Source organism: Streptomyces vulcanius (genome assembly GCF_042653945.1).
GTDB lineage: Bacteria > Actinomycetota > Actinomycetes > Streptomycetales > Streptomycetaceae > Streptomyces > Streptomyces mangrovi.
In genome coordinates this window covers 96,482-111,542 of the sequence record NZ_JBHSFK010000034.1, presented here as the reverse complement: position 1 = coordinate 111,542, position 15,061 = coordinate 96,482, and the positions used below count along the sequence as shown (strand labels likewise).

Below are 15,061 nucleotides of genomic sequence, written 5' to 3'. Positions count from 1 at the left end.
CGTACGCGGCCCGCCGGAGGGGCGCGCCGGTGTCGGGAGCGCGAGCGCGCGGAGGGCCGAGGGGCTGAGCACGGTCGGGCTCCCGACACCGGCTGGAGCGCCCCGAGGGCAGAAGAGTCAGCGTGCGCTGTGGGGATCCGGAAAGGAGAATGCGCTCCGTGATCGTCGACTGCGGGATCTACCGCGACGGGCGCCGTGAGGACGGGCCGGAGGATCTCTCCGACGCCCTGGAGCAGGCACGCGCGTCGGGCGGTTTCGTCTGGATCGGGCTGTACGAGCCCACCGAGCAGGAGTTCGACCGTGTCACCCGGGAGTTCGGTCTGCACCCGCTGGCCGTGGAGGACGCCCTGAACGCCCACCAGCGGCCCAAGCTGGAGGTCTACAACGACTCGCTGTTCATGGTGTTCAAGCCGGTCGTGTACGAGGCCGAGAGCGACGCCGTCTCCTCCGGCGAGGTCATGGTCTTCCTCGGCGACGCCTTCGCGGTGACCGTCCGGCACGGCGAGGGCTCTCCGCTGGCTGCCGTACGGCGGCGGCTGGAGGACGAGCCGCAGTTGCTCGCCAAGGGGCCCACGGCGGTGCTGTACGCGATCGGCGACGCCATCGTCGACCACTACCTGGAGGTCGTGACCGAACTCGGCACCGACCTGGAGGAGCTGGAGGCGGAGGTGTTCTCGCCGTCGGGCGGCGGCTCCCGGAACACGGCCTCACGGATCTACACCTTCAAGCGGCAGATCCTGGAGTTCCGCCGGGCCACCTTCCCGCTGGCGCCGCCGCTGACCCGGCTGTCGGACAGCGGCGGGCTCGGCTCGCCCCTGCCCTTCGTGAACGAGAAGTCGCGGCCCTTCTTCCGGGACGTCAGCGACCACCTCACGCGCGTGAACGAGTCCGTCGAGGGCCTCGACCGGCTGGTCTCCGACGTGCTCTCCGCCCACCTCGCGCAGATGAGCGTCCGGCAGAACGACGACATGCGGAAGATCTCGGCGTGGGCGGCCATGGCCGCGGTCCCCACGATGATCGCGGGGGTCTACGGCATGAACTTCGACCACATGCCGGAGCTCCACTGGCTGTGGTCGTACCCGGCGGTGATCCTGGCCATGGCCGCGCTGGAGGTGCTGCTGTACCGGATGTTCAAGCGCCGCGGCTGGCTGTGAGGCAGGGGGCGGGCCGCTGTCGGCTCACGCGAACTCGTGGGCCGGGGCCGCGGGGCCGCCCAGGGCGTCACGGCGCTCGGGCATCTCCAGGGAGACCATGCGCCGCCAGCCGGCGAGGCGCTCCCAGGCGTACACGGCGTGGATGCCGGCCGCGAGGGCGGCCGACTTGGCCCTCGGCCAGCCGAGGATGCGTCCCACATGGGCCATGACGGCGAGGCTGACGTCCCGGTAGACGCGGATCTCGGCGAGCGCGCACGCGCGCAGGGTCCGCTGGATGGCGCGGCCGTGGCCGGCGTGGGCGAACCGCAGGAGTTCCTCGTGGCAGTAGGCGAGGTGGTTGTCCTCGTCGTGGGAGATCATCTTCACCGCGCGGCCGATGTCGGGGTGGTCGGCGAAGTGCCTGCACAGCAGTTCCATCTGCTCGGAGGCGCGCTGTTCGGTGACCCGGCTGTGGGCGAGGTAGACGACGATGTCCCGCACGCTCAGCGGCCGGTCGTCGTTGAGCCTGTCGTGCGCGAGGCCGATGCCGTGCCGTTCCAGGAGCATCGTGTAGTCGGTGTCGTACGGGACGGGAACGGGCTCGAGGCCGCGCTTCCTCATCAGGGCGTTGAAGATCCGGCCGTGCTTGTCCTCGTCGGCGCCGTGCCGGGTGATCTTGGGGGCCAGGTCGCGCTCCGCCGCCGGGACGAGCGCGGCGATGCGGGCGTTCTCCCAGCCGCCCTGCGACTCGCCGCCGGCGGCGATGGAGCAGAACAGCGCGAAGGACTCGTCGTTGTCGAGGATCTCCTGGAACAGACTCTTCGCCGAAAGCATGCATATGAGTCAAATGCGGCACGGCAGGCGCCGCAACAGATATGTCCGGCGGCTCCGCCAAAAGGAGGACGGCCGGAATCGCCATACGGGCGTAACCGCGCGCGTGCCGACGCGTTGTTCCCCGTGACGGCCGTGGCGGGGAAGACCCCCGAGCCCCCACCACGGCCGCTGAATCTTTCGGACGGACAGGTCCTCAAGGCCGCCCTAGGCCAGTCCGGCGAGCTCCAGGGCCTCGGCGCCGGCCCGCAGCGAGGCGAGACGCTCGTCGAGGGTGAAGCCGGCGGGGGCGAGGGTGAGCGTGGTGACACCGGCGGCGGCGTAGGCCTTCATCCGGTCGGCGATCCGCTCCACGGAGCCCAGCAGCGTGGTCCGGTCGATCAGGTCGTGCGGGATCGCCGCGGCGGCGCCCTGCTTGTCGCCCGCCAGGTACTTGTCCTGGACCTCGGCCGCCGCCTCCTCGTAGCCCATGCGCTGCGCGAGCTGGTTGTAGAAGTTCTGCTTGCGGCTGCCCATGCCGCCGACGTACAGGGCGGTGTAGGGGCGGAAGGTGTCGGCGAGCTTCTCGACGTCCTTGTCGTCGCCGACGGCGAGCGGCAGCGTCGGGCAGACGTCGAAGCCGCCGAGGGTCTTCCCGGCCTTCTCGCGGCCGGCCCGCAGGTGCTTGATCGCGGTGTCCTCGATGTGGTCGGCGGACGGGAAGATGAGCAGCGCGCCGTCGGCGATCTCGCCGGTCTGCTCCAGGTTCTTCGGCCCGATCGCGGCGATGTACAGCGGGATGTGCTCGCGCTCGGGGTGCACGGTCAGCTTGATCGGCTTGCCGGGGCCGCCGGGCAGCGGCAGCGTCCAGTGCTCGCCGTCGTACGACAGACGCTCGCGCGTCATCGCCTTCCGTACGATCTCCACGTACTCGCGGGTGCGGGACAGCGGCTTGTCGAACTTGACGCCGTACCAGCCCTCGGAGACCTGCGGTCCGGACACGCCGAGCCCGAGGCGGAAGCGCCCCCCGGAGAGCGAGTCGAGCGTTGCGGCGGTCATCGCGGTCATCGCGGGCTGCCGGGCCGGGATCTGGAAGATGGCCGAGCCGACGTCGATCCGCTCGGTCTGGGCGGCGACCCAGGTGAGCACGGTGGCGGCGTCCGACCCGTAGGCCTCGGCGGCCCAGCAGACGGCGTACCCGAGCCGGTCGGCCTCCTGGGCCACGGCCAGGTTGTCCCCGTCCATTCCGGCACCCCAGTAGCCGAGGTTGATCCCGAGCTGCATGGCCGATTCCCCTTACTGATCAGTAACGACGCTGTTCCGCAGACACTAGCGCGGGGGTGCCCGCAGAGGCAGGCCGCGGTCCCGGTGTGCGGGGCCCGTCACACCGGGGAAGGTGCCCCGAAGTCGGCGGTACCTCGGGGAATTCGGTTATCCACAGGCAACCCATTGCCCAGTTCTGGCCAGTAATCTCGGCGTTCATGGAGCAGAGGCATCTCGGCCGCACCGGCCTGCGTGTGTCCCGCATCGGGCTCGGCACCCTGACCTGGGGCCGCGACACCGACGAGCACGACGCCGCAGACCTCATGAAGACGTTCTGGGAAGCGGGCGGCACCCTCGTCGACACGGCGGACGTGTACGGCGACGGCGACGCCGAGTACCTGCTGGGGCGCCTCATAGAAGGCCTGGTGCCGCGCCGGGACCTGATCATCTCCACCAAGGCGGGCAGCGTCCCCGACCCGGACCGCCGTTTCGACGGCTCCCGGGGCCATCTCCTCGCCGCCCTGGACGCCTCCCTCGCCCGGCTCGGCACGGACTACGTCGACATCTGGCACATCCACGCCTTCGACCCGGACACCCCGCTGGAGGAGACCCTCCAGGCCCTCGACATCGCTGTCTCCAGCGGCCGGGCCCGCTACGCCGGGGTCTCCAACTTCTGCGGCTGGCAGCTCGCCAAGGCCGCCACCTGGCAGCTCGCCGCCCCCGGCACCCGCACCCGGCTGGCCAGCACGCAGATGGAGTACTCGCTGCTCCAGCGCGGTGTGGAGCGCGAGGTGCTGCCGGCCGCGCTGGACCTCGGCATCGGCCTGCTGCCCTCCTCGCCGCTCGGCCGCGGCGTCCTGACCGGCAAGTACCGGGGCGACGCCCTGCCGCCCGACTCGCGCGGCGCCTCGGACCACTTCGCGCCCTTCGTCGAGCCGTACCTCGACGACACCGCGAGCCGCATCGTCAGCGCCTTGGCGACCGCGGCGGACGGGCTCGCGGTCACCCCCCTCCAGGTCGCCCTCGCCTGGGTCCGCGACCGGCCCGGTGTGGCCGCCCCGGTGGTCGGCGCGCGCAACTCGCAGCAGCTCACGGCGGCATTGTCAGTGGAGGCCCTTAGTCTTCCTGACGAGATCTGCCGGGCCCTCGACGATGTGTCGGCGCCCGTGCACCGCTATCCCGATCACGACTGGAGCACGCTGTGAGCACGGAGCCGGAGCCCACGGAACCCTCCGGGGGCGGGGCCGAAGAGACGTCCCCCGCGGAAGCCGACGCGGGGCACGCGGCGCCGGAAACCGACGAGCACCGCCCGGCGGCGGCGGCCGAGAGCCCCGAAGGGGGTGGCAAGGCCGAGGAGGGCGGCGAAGAGGCGGCCCAGCTGTCCGAGGCGCAGGCCGAGTTGCTCGCGCAGAAGGTGGAGCGGGAGCGGATCGAGCGGCGCAGGGCGGAGAAGGCCGGGCGCGTCGACAGCGGGGCCGGGCTCAGCGGCAGGGCGGCCGATCTGCTCGCGGCCGTCCGGGCCGTGGAGAGCGGGGCCAAGCCCCCGGCTGCCGTCTTCGCGGACCCGGACCCCGCCCCGGAGCACGCCCCGCGCCGCCCCGCCCCGGAACCCGAACCGGAGGGGGAACGGGAGCGGGGCCCCCGGCCGGTGGCCGCCGCCGAGCCCGGCTCCGCTTCCCCGGCGACCGTCGAGGCCGTACGACGCGTGCTGGCCGGCGGTGGTGCCCCGGGCACACTCGCCCCGCAGGTCGCCGCGGTCCTCGGCGCGGGCGCCGAAGAGGTGCTGCGCGAGGACCCCTGGCAGCTGCTGCGGGTCCCGGGCGTACGGCCCGAGCAGGCCGACGGGTTCGCGCGGGCGCTGCTCGGCCCCGACTGCGCCCCGGACGACGAGCGGCGTGGCCGCGCGGTCACGGTGTGGCTGCTGGAGCAGGCCGCCCTGGCCGGGCACACCGCGCTGGAGCTGACGGCGCTCACCGCGGCGCTCGCCCAGCGGTCGGTGCCGGACGCCGACACCGCCGTGCAGGACACGCTGGCGGAGGGTGAGGCGCTGGTGTTCCAGGACGCGCTGGAGGAGGCCGGTGCCGGGCCCGCCGGCGGTGGTGGCGAGGAGGAAGGCGACGAGGAGGCGGCCCCGCCGGTCCGGGTCCTGGTCGGTCTGGAGCGGTACGCACTCGCGGAGGAGAGCCTCGCCGACGCCCTGGCCCGGATCGTGAACTCCCTGCCCAAGGATTCACCCGGGCCATCGCCCAGGGAAGGGTCCGGGGAGTCCGTCCCGCGGTGGGAGTCGGTGGCCGCCACCGCGTCCCGCGGCGCGGCCGAGCTGATCCGGGCCGTCGCCGGGCACGGCCTGGTGCTGCACACCGGCGGCGAGGCCGCCCGCGCCGAGTCGGCGGCCCTGCTCGTCGCGGCCCGCTCCCTGGGCCTCGGCGCGGTCGCCGCCTGCCACACCCCGGACGGCCGGCGCCGGTTCGCGACGCTGGTGGAGGCGGAGGACTCCGTCGTCACCGTGCACGGGCTTCTCTCGGGCGCCGAAGGGCCGGGCCGGGACTCCGACGGGGCCCTCGCCCTCGATCTGCTGATCCTGCCGGACGCGCCCCAACTGGACGTGGAGAGCGCCGCGATGGTGGCCGAGTCGCTGCGGGACGGTGCCCGGCTGATGCTGGGCGGGGACCCGGCGGTGCTGTGGTCGGCCGGCCCCGGGCGGGTGTTCGCCGACCTGCTCGCGGCGGGCGTGTGCCCTCGGATCGCCTCCCGCACACCGGATCCCGGGCCACTGGGCGAACTGGTCTCCGGGATCGGCATCGGTGAGCTGGGCCAGGTCGAGGCGCCCGGCAAGGAGATCGTGATCGTGCCGGTGCGGGACGCGGGCGAGGCCGTGCACCGCACCGTGCAGCTGGTCGCCGACTCCGTGCCGCGGGCCTTCGACATCGCGCCCGAGCAGACGGTGGTGATCACCCCGGGCCACGGCGGCGCGGCCGGCACCCGCGCGCTGAACGCCGCGCTCAAGGAACGCCTCAACCCCGGCCCCGGCCGCTTCGGCGGCTTCGACCCCGGTGACCTGGTGGCCTACGCCCCCGCGCCGGGCCGTACGGTGCCGGGGCGGGTGGTGAAGGCCGACGCCGACGGGCTGCACCTGTCCTGCGCGGGCGCCTCCGTGGTCGTACCGAAGGAGCGGGTGGAGCAGTCCGTGCGGCACGGGTGGGCGCTGACCGCGCACCAGGCGGTGGGCAGCCGGTGGCCGGCGGCGGTCGTGGTGCTGCCCGGGGACGCGGCGCAGGCGCTCTCCCGCCCGTGGGTCTACACGGCCTTCGGCCGGGCGGAGCGCCATCTGTCCGTGGTGCACGGCGTCGAGCAGGCCCTGCCCAGAGCCGTCGCCGAGGTCCCGGCGAAGCCGCGGACGACCCGGCTGCCGGCGCTGCTGCGCACCCAGGTCCCGGCGGCACGATGACGAACGGCGGTGGCCGTGACGGGCATCCCCGTCACGGCCACCGCCGTCTGCTGCTTCCGGGCGGGTCCGGTCAGCGATCGGCCTCCAGCCGCTCCAGATCGGCGTCCTCGATGTCGTCGAGGTCTTCGAGGTCGTCCAGCTCGTCGATCTCGTCGGCAGCGCCTTCGATGTCTTCGTCCGGGTCGTCCGAGTCATCGGGCTCGTCCGGGTCGTCGGGGTCCTCGAGCTCGTCGAAGACCGCGCTCACGTCGAACCGGCAGACCACCCGCTGCGCGTCGGCCTGGTCGAACGGCGTCTCCAGCCACTCGCCCGCCTCGGCCGGTTCGTCGGCTGCCAGCACCCACAGTGTGGAGTCGCCCTCCTCCAGGCCGAACTCCTTGTGCCTGGACGCGATCTCGTCCGCCTCGAACTCGCCGAACAGGATGCCCAGCGCGCCGTGCACCGTGCTCGCCGCGTCCACGCTGTCGCCGTCCGCCGCCTCGACCCGCTGCGCCTGCGCCAGCAGCCGCTGCGGCTCCGCCACGGCGTAGTCCCGGCGGATCAGCACGCTCAGCGCGTTCGGCTCCTCGGGGCCCGTGTACGGCGGCAGGGAGTCCTCCGCGCCGGGGATCTCGAAGGGCGTGACCTCGTCGTAGCGGTCGTAGAGCAGTTCGTCGTACACCTCGGCGGCCGCGGCCAGCTCGTTGAACGCCTCGTAGACGGCCGGGTCGTCCTCCCCCGACCTGCGTTCGACCGCGGCCAGGTGGCGGTCGAGCGCGGTCTTGACCGCCTCGGCGGCGGCGCGTACCTCGGCAGCGGTGGGCTGCGCAGCATCAGACATAGTGCAGACGCTATCCGTACCAGGCCCCAGCTTGCACAATAGATGCGATGCCGGAATACGAATTTGTCGACGTGTACGTACCGCGCGGGGTCTCCCGCAAGGAGGCGGCGCGTCTGCTGACCGACCATGCCGAGTACGGACACTGGGAGTTGGATCGCCTGAGCCTGATGCGCGACGGAAGCCGCAGGGTGCGGCTGCGTCGGCGGATCATCCGTCAGGTACGTGCCACGTGGTGAGGTGAGACGACAACAACGGAGTGGGCCCCGCCGAGGCGGGGCCCACTCCGTTGCCCGATCAGCTCCCGGCGATCACGCGGAGGGGCGGGACTTGCGGTAGAGCAGGGCGCCCGCGAGCAGCGCGCCCGCGCCGGCCGCGCCGGTGAGGCCGACCGGCAGTCCGCTGCCGGTGTGCGCGAGCTCCGCGGGACCGGCGACGGCGTGGGTGGGGGCCTGGTGGGCGCCGGTGGCGCGGGCGGGCGTCACATGAGCCGGGGTGACCGGCTTGGCCTCGGGGCTGGACGGGTTGGACTGGCCGTGCCCGGCCGGCTTGCCGGGGCCCTGGTGACCGGGCTTGCCGGGCGTCTCGTGGCCGCGGTCGGGAGGCGTGCCGTGGTCGTCGTCGCCGTAGCCGCCGGGGCCGCCGTTCTCGCAGTCGTCGCCGAACGACGGGTTGAGCAGCCCGACGACGTCGACGCTGTTGCCGCACACGTTCACCGGTACGTCGATGGGGGCCTCGACATGGTTGCCGGAGCCGACGCCCGGGGAGCCGCCGGTGTGCCCGCCGGCGTGCGCGCCCCCTGACGAGCCGGTGTGCGCGCCGGAGCCATGGTGCCCACCGCCGTGGCTGCCGGCATGCCCACCGCTCTGGCTTCCGTGGCCCCCGTGGCTGCCGGCATGCCCGCCGCCGTGGTTGCCCCCGTGACCGCTGTGGCTCCCTTGACCGCTGTGGCTCCCGTGCCCCCGGTCCTCCTCGCCGTATCCGCCCGGCGCGCGGTGACCGCCGCCTCCGCCGCCGCCCTTGTTGGCGCAGGAGTTGCCGAACGTCGGGTTGAGCGCCCCGATCACGTCGATGGTGTTGCCGCACACGTTGACCGGCACGTTCACCGGCGCCTGCACGGTGTTGCCCGAGCCGACGCCGGGCGAGTCCGTGGCGGATCCGATCGCGCCGGAGTCGGCATGGGCGTAGCCGCCGGCCGCGGCGATCACCCCCGTGGCCGCCGCCACCGTCATCAGGCTTTTGCGGGTGACCTGTCGCATTGCTGAATCCCTGCTTTCACTCTCGTCCTGGTCCCGAATTGCTCGCATCATTCCAGCTGTCCGAGCAGTTCTGGTCACCAAATGTCTTCGGCCATTCCTTCGGAAAAGACCCGTCGGCCCCGGAGCGCATGGGACGCGCTCCGGGGCCGACGGTGTGGAACGACCCCTCAGCGGGGTGACGTCACTTGTTGACGCAGTAGTTGCCGAAGGCGGGGTTCAGCAGCCCGATCACCGAGATCGTGTTGCCGCACACGTTCACCGGGACGTGCACCGGAACCTGGACCACGTTGCCGGACGCGACGCCCGGGGAGTGCACCGCGGCACCCTGGGCACCGGCGTCGGCGACGGCCAGGCCCGCGCCCGCGAGAACGAGTCCACCGGCGGCGGCGGCAGCGGCGACGACCTTCTTGATCATTATTCCTCCTAGTTGGCAAAGCGACCCCAAGCAGCGGATCGCATCACCAGTAACGAGGGGGAATTAATTGGGCTACGCGCTTATCGTCGCATTCACTCTTCCCGGTCACCTCCGTACAGGTGGGCGATATTTTCCCACGTTTTCCCCGGCCCTTTTCAGGACGCGTCAATGAACCGGTCGAGCACACGTACGCCGAACTTGAGTCCATCCACCGGCACCCGCTCGTCGACGCCGTGGAACATCCCGGCGAAGTCCAGCTCCGGGGGCAGCTTGAGCGGGGCGAAGCCGAAGCCGCGGATGCCGAGGTCGTCGAAGGACTTGGCGTCGGTGCCGCCGGAGAGCATGTAGGGGATCGCCTTGGCGGTCGGGTCCTCGGCGAGCAGCGCGGACTGCATGGCCTCGACCAGCGCCCCGTCGAAGGAGGTCTCCAGGGCCTTGTCGGAGTGCACGTCCTCACGGCGCACCTTGGGACCGAGGATCCGGTCGAGGTCGGCGAGGAACTCCTCCTCGTGCCCCGGCAGGAAGCGGCCGTCGACGTGTGCGGTGGCCTCGCCCGGGATGACGTTGACCTTGTAGCCGGCGCCGAGCTGGGTGGGGTTGGCGGTGTTGCCGAGGGTCGCGCCGATGAGCTTGGCGATGCCGCCGAGCCGGGCGAGGGTGGACTGCATGTCCTCGGGGTCCAGCTCGGTGCCGAGGGCGTCGCCGAGCTCGTCGAGGAAGGCGCGGGTGGTCTTGGTGACGCGCACCGGGAAGGTGTGCCGGCCGAGCCGGGCGACCGCCTCGGACAGTTCGGTGATCGCGTTGTCCCGGTGGATCATCGAACCGTGCCCGGCGGTGCCGGCGACGGTCAGCTTCATCCAGTGCATGCCCTTCTCGGCCGTCTGGATGAGGTAGAGCCGCCGCTCCTCGCTCACGGTGAACGAGAAGCCGCCCACCTCGCTGATCGCCTCGGTGACGCCCTCGAACAGGTCGGGGTGGTGGTCGACGAGGTGGCGGGCGCCGTACAGGCCGCCGGCCTCCTCGTCGGCGAGGAAGGCGAGGACGATGTCACGCGGCGGCCGGCGCCCGGAGCGCAGCCGGTCGCGGACGACGGCCAGCGTCATCGCGTCCATGTCCTTCATGTCGACGGCTCCGCGCCCCCACACGCACCCGTCGGTGACCTCGCCCGAGAAGGGGTGGTGGGTCCAGTCGTCGGCGTTGGCCGGTACGACGTCCAGGTGGCCGTGGATGAGCAGCGCGGGCCGGGACGGGTCCTCGCCCTCGATGCGGGCCACGGTGGAGGCCCGCCCCGGGTGCGACTCGAAGATCTTGGAGTCGAGGCCCACCTCGGCGAGCTTCTCGGCGACCCACTCCGCCGCCTTGCGCTCACCCGGGCCCGAGTGGTCGCCGTAGTTGCTGGTGTCGATGCGGATCAGGTCGCGGCAGAGGTCCACGACCTCGTCCTCGCCGGTGACGCTCCTGGCCTGGTCGCTCACGCTGCTTCCTCCCGCTGTCACTGCTGGTGGCACCTGTCTGTCTCCCCCATCCTCCCTCTCCCCGCCACCCCCGCCCAAGACCGGTCCCGGCCCGTCACACCCCGTTCACGCACCCCGCGCTCGCGCCGCTGGGCGGCCGACCGGGCGTGATCGGGCACCCCGGAAAGCCTGGTAATGTTTACGACGTCGCCGCGGGGGAACCCCGCCGCGACAGACACCTTGTCCGGGTGGCGGAATGGCAGACGCGCTAGCTTGAGGTGCTAGTGCCCTTTATCGGGCGTGGGGGTTCAAGTCCCCCCTCGGACACACAGAGCAACGAGGGCCGCGTCGGTTTGACGCGGCCCTCGTTCGTGTTGTGGCCGATCTCTCCCCGCCCAAGATCACGCAGGTCAACGCCCTCTGGCGGGTGCTCGGGTACCCCCGAACAGCCTTTCCCAGTGGCTGTCGGAAGGTGACGACCATAGCGTCGTACTAAGATTTCCGGTTTGTTACGGAGTCGGTCCGGACAACCCCAGGCAACCCTGCGGGCCCGCCGACGCCCCGGAGGCTTCCGGGATCGAGACGCGAGGACCCGATGGCAGCCATCAGCGAGAGCAGCGCTCTCGGCCTGCTCGACGAAGAAATCCGCGTACAGCTCGGTGACACGGCCCGCTTCTCCGGAGGCGCCGCCGCCTCTCCGCGCACCCTGGTGGACATCTTCGACGCGTCCGTGCGGTCGTACCCGGACGAGCTCGCCCTGGACGACGGCAGCACACCGCTGACCTACCGTGCGCTGGCCGTCGAGGTGGAGCGGGTGCGGCGCGCGCTGGCCGACGCCGGGGTGGGGCTCGGGGACCGGGTCGGGGTGCGGGTGCCGTCCGGCACCAACGACCTCTACGTGGCGATCCTGGCCGTCCTCGCCGCCGGTGCCGCCTATGTCCCGGTGGACGCCGAGGACCCCGACGAGCGGGCCGAGCTGGTGTTCGGCGAGGCGGATGTGCGCGCCGTGATCGGCGCGGAGCACCACATCGACGTACAGAGCAGGTCGGACGTGCCCGCTGGGCGCCCCGGCACCGAGCACGACGCATGGATCATCTTCACCTCCGGCTCCACCGGCAAGCCCAAGGGCGTCGCCGTCTCCCACCGCAGTGCCGCCGCCTTCGTGGACGCCGAGGCCGCGCTGTTCCTCACCGAGGAGCCCATCGGGCCCGGCGACCGGGTGATGGCCGGTCTGTCGGTGGCCTTCGACGCCTCCTGCGAGGAGATGTGGCTGGCCTGGCGCTACGGCGCCTGTCTGGTGCCCGTGCCCCGGTCGCAGGTCCGCAGCGGTGCCGATCTCGGGCCGTGGCTGGTCGAGCAGGAGATCACCGTCGTCTCGACCGTGCCGACGCTGGCCGCGCTCTGGGAGCCGGAGACCCTCAACGACGTACGCCTGCTGATCTTCGGCGGTGAGGCCTGCCCGCCCGAGCTGGTGCAGCGGCTGGTGACCGAGGGCCGGGAGGTCTGGAACACGTACGGGCCGACCGAGGCGACCGTGGTGGCCTGTGCCTCGCTGATGTCGGGTGCGGAGCCCATCCGGATCGGGCTGCCGCTGCGGGGCTGGGAGCTGGCCGTCGTGGACGACGCCGGGGAGCCGGTGCCGATGGGCGGCAGCGGTCAGCTGGTGATCGGGGGCGTGGGGCTCGCGCGCTACCTGGACGCCGAGAAGGACGCGGAGAAGTACGCGCCGCTGGAGTCGCTGGGCTGGGAGCGGGCGTACCGCAGCGGTGACCTGGTCCGCGCCGACGCCGAGGGCCTGGTGTTCCTCGGGCGGGCCGACGAGCAGATCAAGCTGGGCGGGCGGCGCATCGAGCTGGGCGAGGTGGACGCGGCGCTCCAGGCGCTGCCGGGCGTCGCGGGCGCGGCGGCGGCCGTGCGGACCGCGCGCGGCGGCAACCAGCTCCTCGTCGGGTACGTCGTGACCCAGGAGGGCTGGGACCGGGCCACGGCCGTGGAGAAGCTGCGGGCCGAGCTGCCCGCCGCGCTGGTGCCGCTGCTCGCACCCGTCGACGACCTGCCGACCCGGACCTCCGGGAAGGTCGACCGCAACGCGCTGCCCTGGCCGCTGGAGAGCGTCGAGGTGCCGGCGGGCGAGGACCTGTACGGCACCGAGGCGTGGCTGGCCGAGCAGTGGACGGAGGTGCTGGGTGTCCCGGTGACCTCGGCCGCCGACGACTTCTTCGCGATCGGCGGCGGCAGCCTGGCCGCCGCCCAGCTCACCACCCGGCTGCGCACCCGCTACCCGAGCGCGGCCGTCCTCGACATCTACCAGCAGCCGATGCTGCGCAAGCTGGCCCGCCACCTGGAGGAGTCGGCGCAGGACGACGGCGGCACCCGGACGATCGCGCCGGTGCCGAAGAAGGCCCAGCTCGTGCAGGTCCTGCTGCTCCTGCCCCTGTACACACTGCTCGGGCTGCGCTGGACGGTCGTCCTGGCCGCCGTGGGCAATCTGCTGCCCGGCTACTCCTGGCTGCCGACGGCCCCCTGGTGGCTGCTGGCCCTGGGGGCGCTGGCCCTGTTCAGCCCGCCCGGGCGGATCGCCCTCGCGGCGGGCGGCGCGCGGGCGCTGCTGCGGGGCGTGAAGCCCGGCCGGTATCCGCGCGGCGGGTCCGTGCACCTGAGACTGTGGACGGCCGAGCGGCTGGCCGAGTACAGCGGCGCGACCTCGCTCACCGGGTCCTGGCTGGAGCGGTACGCGCGCGCCCTGGGCGCCAGGATCGGCCCGGACGTCGATCTGCACTCGCTGCCGCCGGTGACCGGTCTGCTGAAGCTGGGCCGGGGCGCCGCCGTGGAGTCGGAGGTCGACCTGTCGGGGTACTGGCTGGACGGCGACCGGCTGGAGATCGGCACGGTCAGGGTGGGCGCGCACGCCGTCGTCGGCACGCGCAGCCTGCTCTTCCCCGGGGCCCGCGTCGGCAAGCGCGCCGAGGTGGCGCCGGGCTCGGCGGTCAACGGCCAGGTCCCGACCGGTCAGCGGTGGGCGGGCGCGCCCGCGGTCAAGCTCGGCAAGGCCAAGCGCAACTGGCCCAAGGACCGGCCGCAGCGCGGCACGTACTGGCGTGTGATGTACGGCGTGACGGGTGTCGCGCTGAACCTGCTGCCGGTGGTGGCTGCCGTGGTCGCGCTGCTCGTGGCCCGGGTGTTCGTCACCCCCGGCCTGGGTCTCGGCGAGGCGCTGCGCGGCGCCGCCCTGGCGCTGGTGCCGGCGACGCTGGCCTACGGCCTTGTGTACGCCCTGCTGCTCCTGGTCGCCGTACGGCTGCTGAGTCTGGGGCTGCGCGAGGGCACGCATCCGACGCACAGCCGGATCGGCTGGCAGGCCTGGACGGTCACCCAGCTGATGGACCACTCCCGCGAGACCCTGTTCCCGCTGTACGCGGGTCTGGTCACCCCGGTGTGGCTGCGGCTGCTCGGGATGCGGATCGGGCGGGGCGCCGAGGTGTCGACCGTGCTCGCGCTGCCGAGCCTGACCACGGTCGGCGAGGGCGCGTTCCTGGCCGACGACACGCTGACAGCGCCGTACGAACTGGGCGGCGGCTGGGTGCGGATCGGGCGCGCGGAGATCGGCCGGCGGGCGTTCCTCGGGAACTCCGGGATGACCGCGCCGGGCCGCAGTGTGCCGGACGGCGGTCTGGTCGGCGTGCTGTCGGCGACCCCGAAGAAGGCCAAGAAGGGCAGCTCCTATCTGGGGCTGCCGCCGATGAAGCTGCCGCGCAGTGCCGCCGGCGGCGACCAGAGCCGCACGTACGACCCGCCGGCCCGGCTGCTGTGGGCGCGCGGTCTGGTGGAGCTGTGCCGGATCGTGCCGGTGTTCTGCTCGGCGGCGCTGGCCGTGCTGACGGTGGCCGCGCTGTGTGCGCTGGGCGTCTGGGCGCCGCTGCTCGGCGGTCTGGTGCTGCTCGGCGCGGGTGCCGTGGCCTGCGCGCTGTCGATCGTGGCGAAGTGGCTGCTGGTGGGGCGGCACACGGGCGGGGAACACCCGCTGTGGAGCTCCTTCGTGTGGCGCAACGAGCTGGCGGACACCTTCGTGGAGGTCGTGGCCGTGCCGTGGCTGGCGGGTGCCGTGCCGGGTACGCCGGTGGTGACGGCGTGGCTGCGGGGGCTCGGGGCGCGGATCGGCCGGGGTGTGTGGGTGGAGAGCTACTGGCTCCCCGAGGCGGACCTCGTCACACTGGGGGACGGGGCCACGGTGGGCCGCGGATGCGTGCTGCAGACTCACCTCTTCCACGACCGGATCTTGCGGACGGATACTGTGGTCCTCCGTGAGGGTGCCACGCTGGGCCCTGGCGGGATCGTGCTGCCCGGAAGCACGATCGGGGCCCGTACGACCCTGGGTCCCGCGTCGCTCGTCATGGCCGCGGAGTCCGTCCCCGACGACACCCGTTGGCTGGGCAACCCGATCGAGGCATGGCGCTCCTGAGCG

11 protein-coding genes and 1 tRNA gene are annotated in these 15,061 nt (G+C 72.8%); 6 read left to right on the top strand and 6 right to left on the bottom strand.

Annotated elements, in window-relative coordinates; genetic code table 11:
* The first annotated feature begins 158 nt into the window (after window positions 1-158).
* Window positions 159-1,154, top strand: coding sequence for a magnesium/cobalt transporter CorA (gene corA / locus ACFPIH_RS39535; RefSeq protein ID WP_381180329.1), 996 nt, complete (start codon window positions 159-161; stop codon window positions 1,152-1,154).
* Between the two features lie 24 nt (window positions 1,155-1,178).
* Here the strand turns inward: corA and ACFPIH_RS39530 are convergent, their stop codons facing one another.
* Entirely contained in the window at window positions 1,179-1,967 is a 789-nt protein-coding gene (locus ACFPIH_RS39530; protein ID WP_381180327.1) for a ferritin-like domain-containing protein, read from the bottom strand.
* A 204-nt stretch (window positions 1,968-2,171) separates the two neighbouring features.
* Window positions 2,172-3,227, bottom strand: a complete 1,056-nt coding sequence (locus ACFPIH_RS39525; RefSeq protein WP_381180325.1) for an LLM class F420-dependent oxidoreductase — start codon at window positions 3,225-3,227, stop codon at window positions 2,172-2,174.
* 197 nt (window positions 3,228-3,424) lie between these two features.
* On the opposite strand from ACFPIH_RS39525, the gene ACFPIH_RS39520 reads away from it, so the two are divergent.
* Window positions 3,425-4,411 (top strand): aldo/keto reductase, encoded by a 987-nt coding sequence (locus ACFPIH_RS39520; RefSeq protein ID WP_381180323.1) that lies wholly within the window; start codon window positions 3,425-3,427, stop codon window positions 4,409-4,411.
* Window positions 4,408-6,654 (top strand): helix-hairpin-helix domain-containing protein, encoded by a 2,247-nt coding sequence (locus tag ACFPIH_RS39515; protein ID WP_381180321.1) that lies wholly within the window; start codon window positions 4,408-4,410, stop codon window positions 6,652-6,654. Before ACFPIH_RS39520 ends, ACFPIH_RS39515 begins: the two co-directional genes overlap by 4 nt.
* Before the next feature lie 70 nt (window positions 6,655-6,724).
* Here ACFPIH_RS39515 and ACFPIH_RS39510 read toward each other — a convergent pair whose 3' ends face one another.
* The gene (locus ACFPIH_RS39510) at window positions 6,725-7,474 is read right to left on the bottom strand and encodes a hypothetical protein (RefSeq protein WP_381180319.1); all 750 of its coding nucleotides are present in this window, start codon (window positions 7,472-7,474) and stop codon (window positions 6,725-6,727) included.
* 47 nt (window positions 7,475-7,521) lie between these two features.
* Between ACFPIH_RS39510 and ACFPIH_RS39505 the strand changes: the two genes are divergently transcribed.
* Window positions 7,522-7,710, top strand: coding sequence for a DUF5703 family protein (locus ACFPIH_RS39505; protein WP_356689815.1), 189 nt, complete (start codon window positions 7,522-7,524; stop codon window positions 7,708-7,710).
* A 72-nt stretch (window positions 7,711-7,782) separates the two neighbouring features.
* Here the strand turns inward: ACFPIH_RS39505 and ACFPIH_RS39500 are convergent, their stop codons facing one another.
* From ACFPIH_RS39500 to ACFPIH_RS39490, 3 genes are all read right to left on the bottom strand, one after another.
* On the bottom strand, window positions 7,783-8,730 hold the full coding sequence (locus tag ACFPIH_RS39500; RefSeq protein ID WP_381180317.1) for a chaplin: 948 nt from the start codon (window positions 8,728-8,730) through the stop codon (window positions 7,783-7,785).
* Between the two features lie 181 nt (window positions 8,731-8,911).
* Window positions 8,912-9,145: a chaplin ChpH gene (gene chpH / locus ACFPIH_RS39495; RefSeq protein ID WP_381180315.1), complete on the bottom strand. Its 234-nt coding sequence runs from the start codon at window positions 9,143-9,145 to the stop codon at window positions 8,912-8,914.
* Window positions 9,146-9,300: 155 nt separating this feature from the next.
* Window positions 9,301-10,641 carry a M20/M25/M40 family metallo-hydrolase gene (locus tag ACFPIH_RS39490; RefSeq protein WP_381180313.1) on the bottom strand — a complete coding sequence of 447 codons (1,341 nt, stop codon included), beginning with the start codon at window positions 10,639-10,641 and terminating at the stop codon, window positions 9,301-9,303.
* A gap of 200 nt (window positions 10,642-10,841) precedes the next feature.
* Here ACFPIH_RS39490 and ACFPIH_RS39485 point away from each other — a divergent pair.
* Together ACFPIH_RS39485 and ACFPIH_RS39480 are read left to right on the top strand one after the other, a co-directional pair.
* Window positions 10,842-10,926: transfer RNA gene (locus ACFPIH_RS39485), tRNA-Leu, on the top strand.
* A 268-nt stretch (window positions 10,927-11,194) separates the two neighbouring features.
* Window positions 11,195-15,058 carry a Pls/PosA family non-ribosomal peptide synthetase gene (locus ACFPIH_RS39480; RefSeq protein ID WP_381180311.1) on the top strand — a complete coding sequence of 1,288 codons (3,864 nt, stop codon included), beginning with the start codon at window positions 11,195-11,197 and terminating at the stop codon, window positions 15,056-15,058.
* Window positions 15,059-15,061 lie beyond the last annotated feature (3 nt).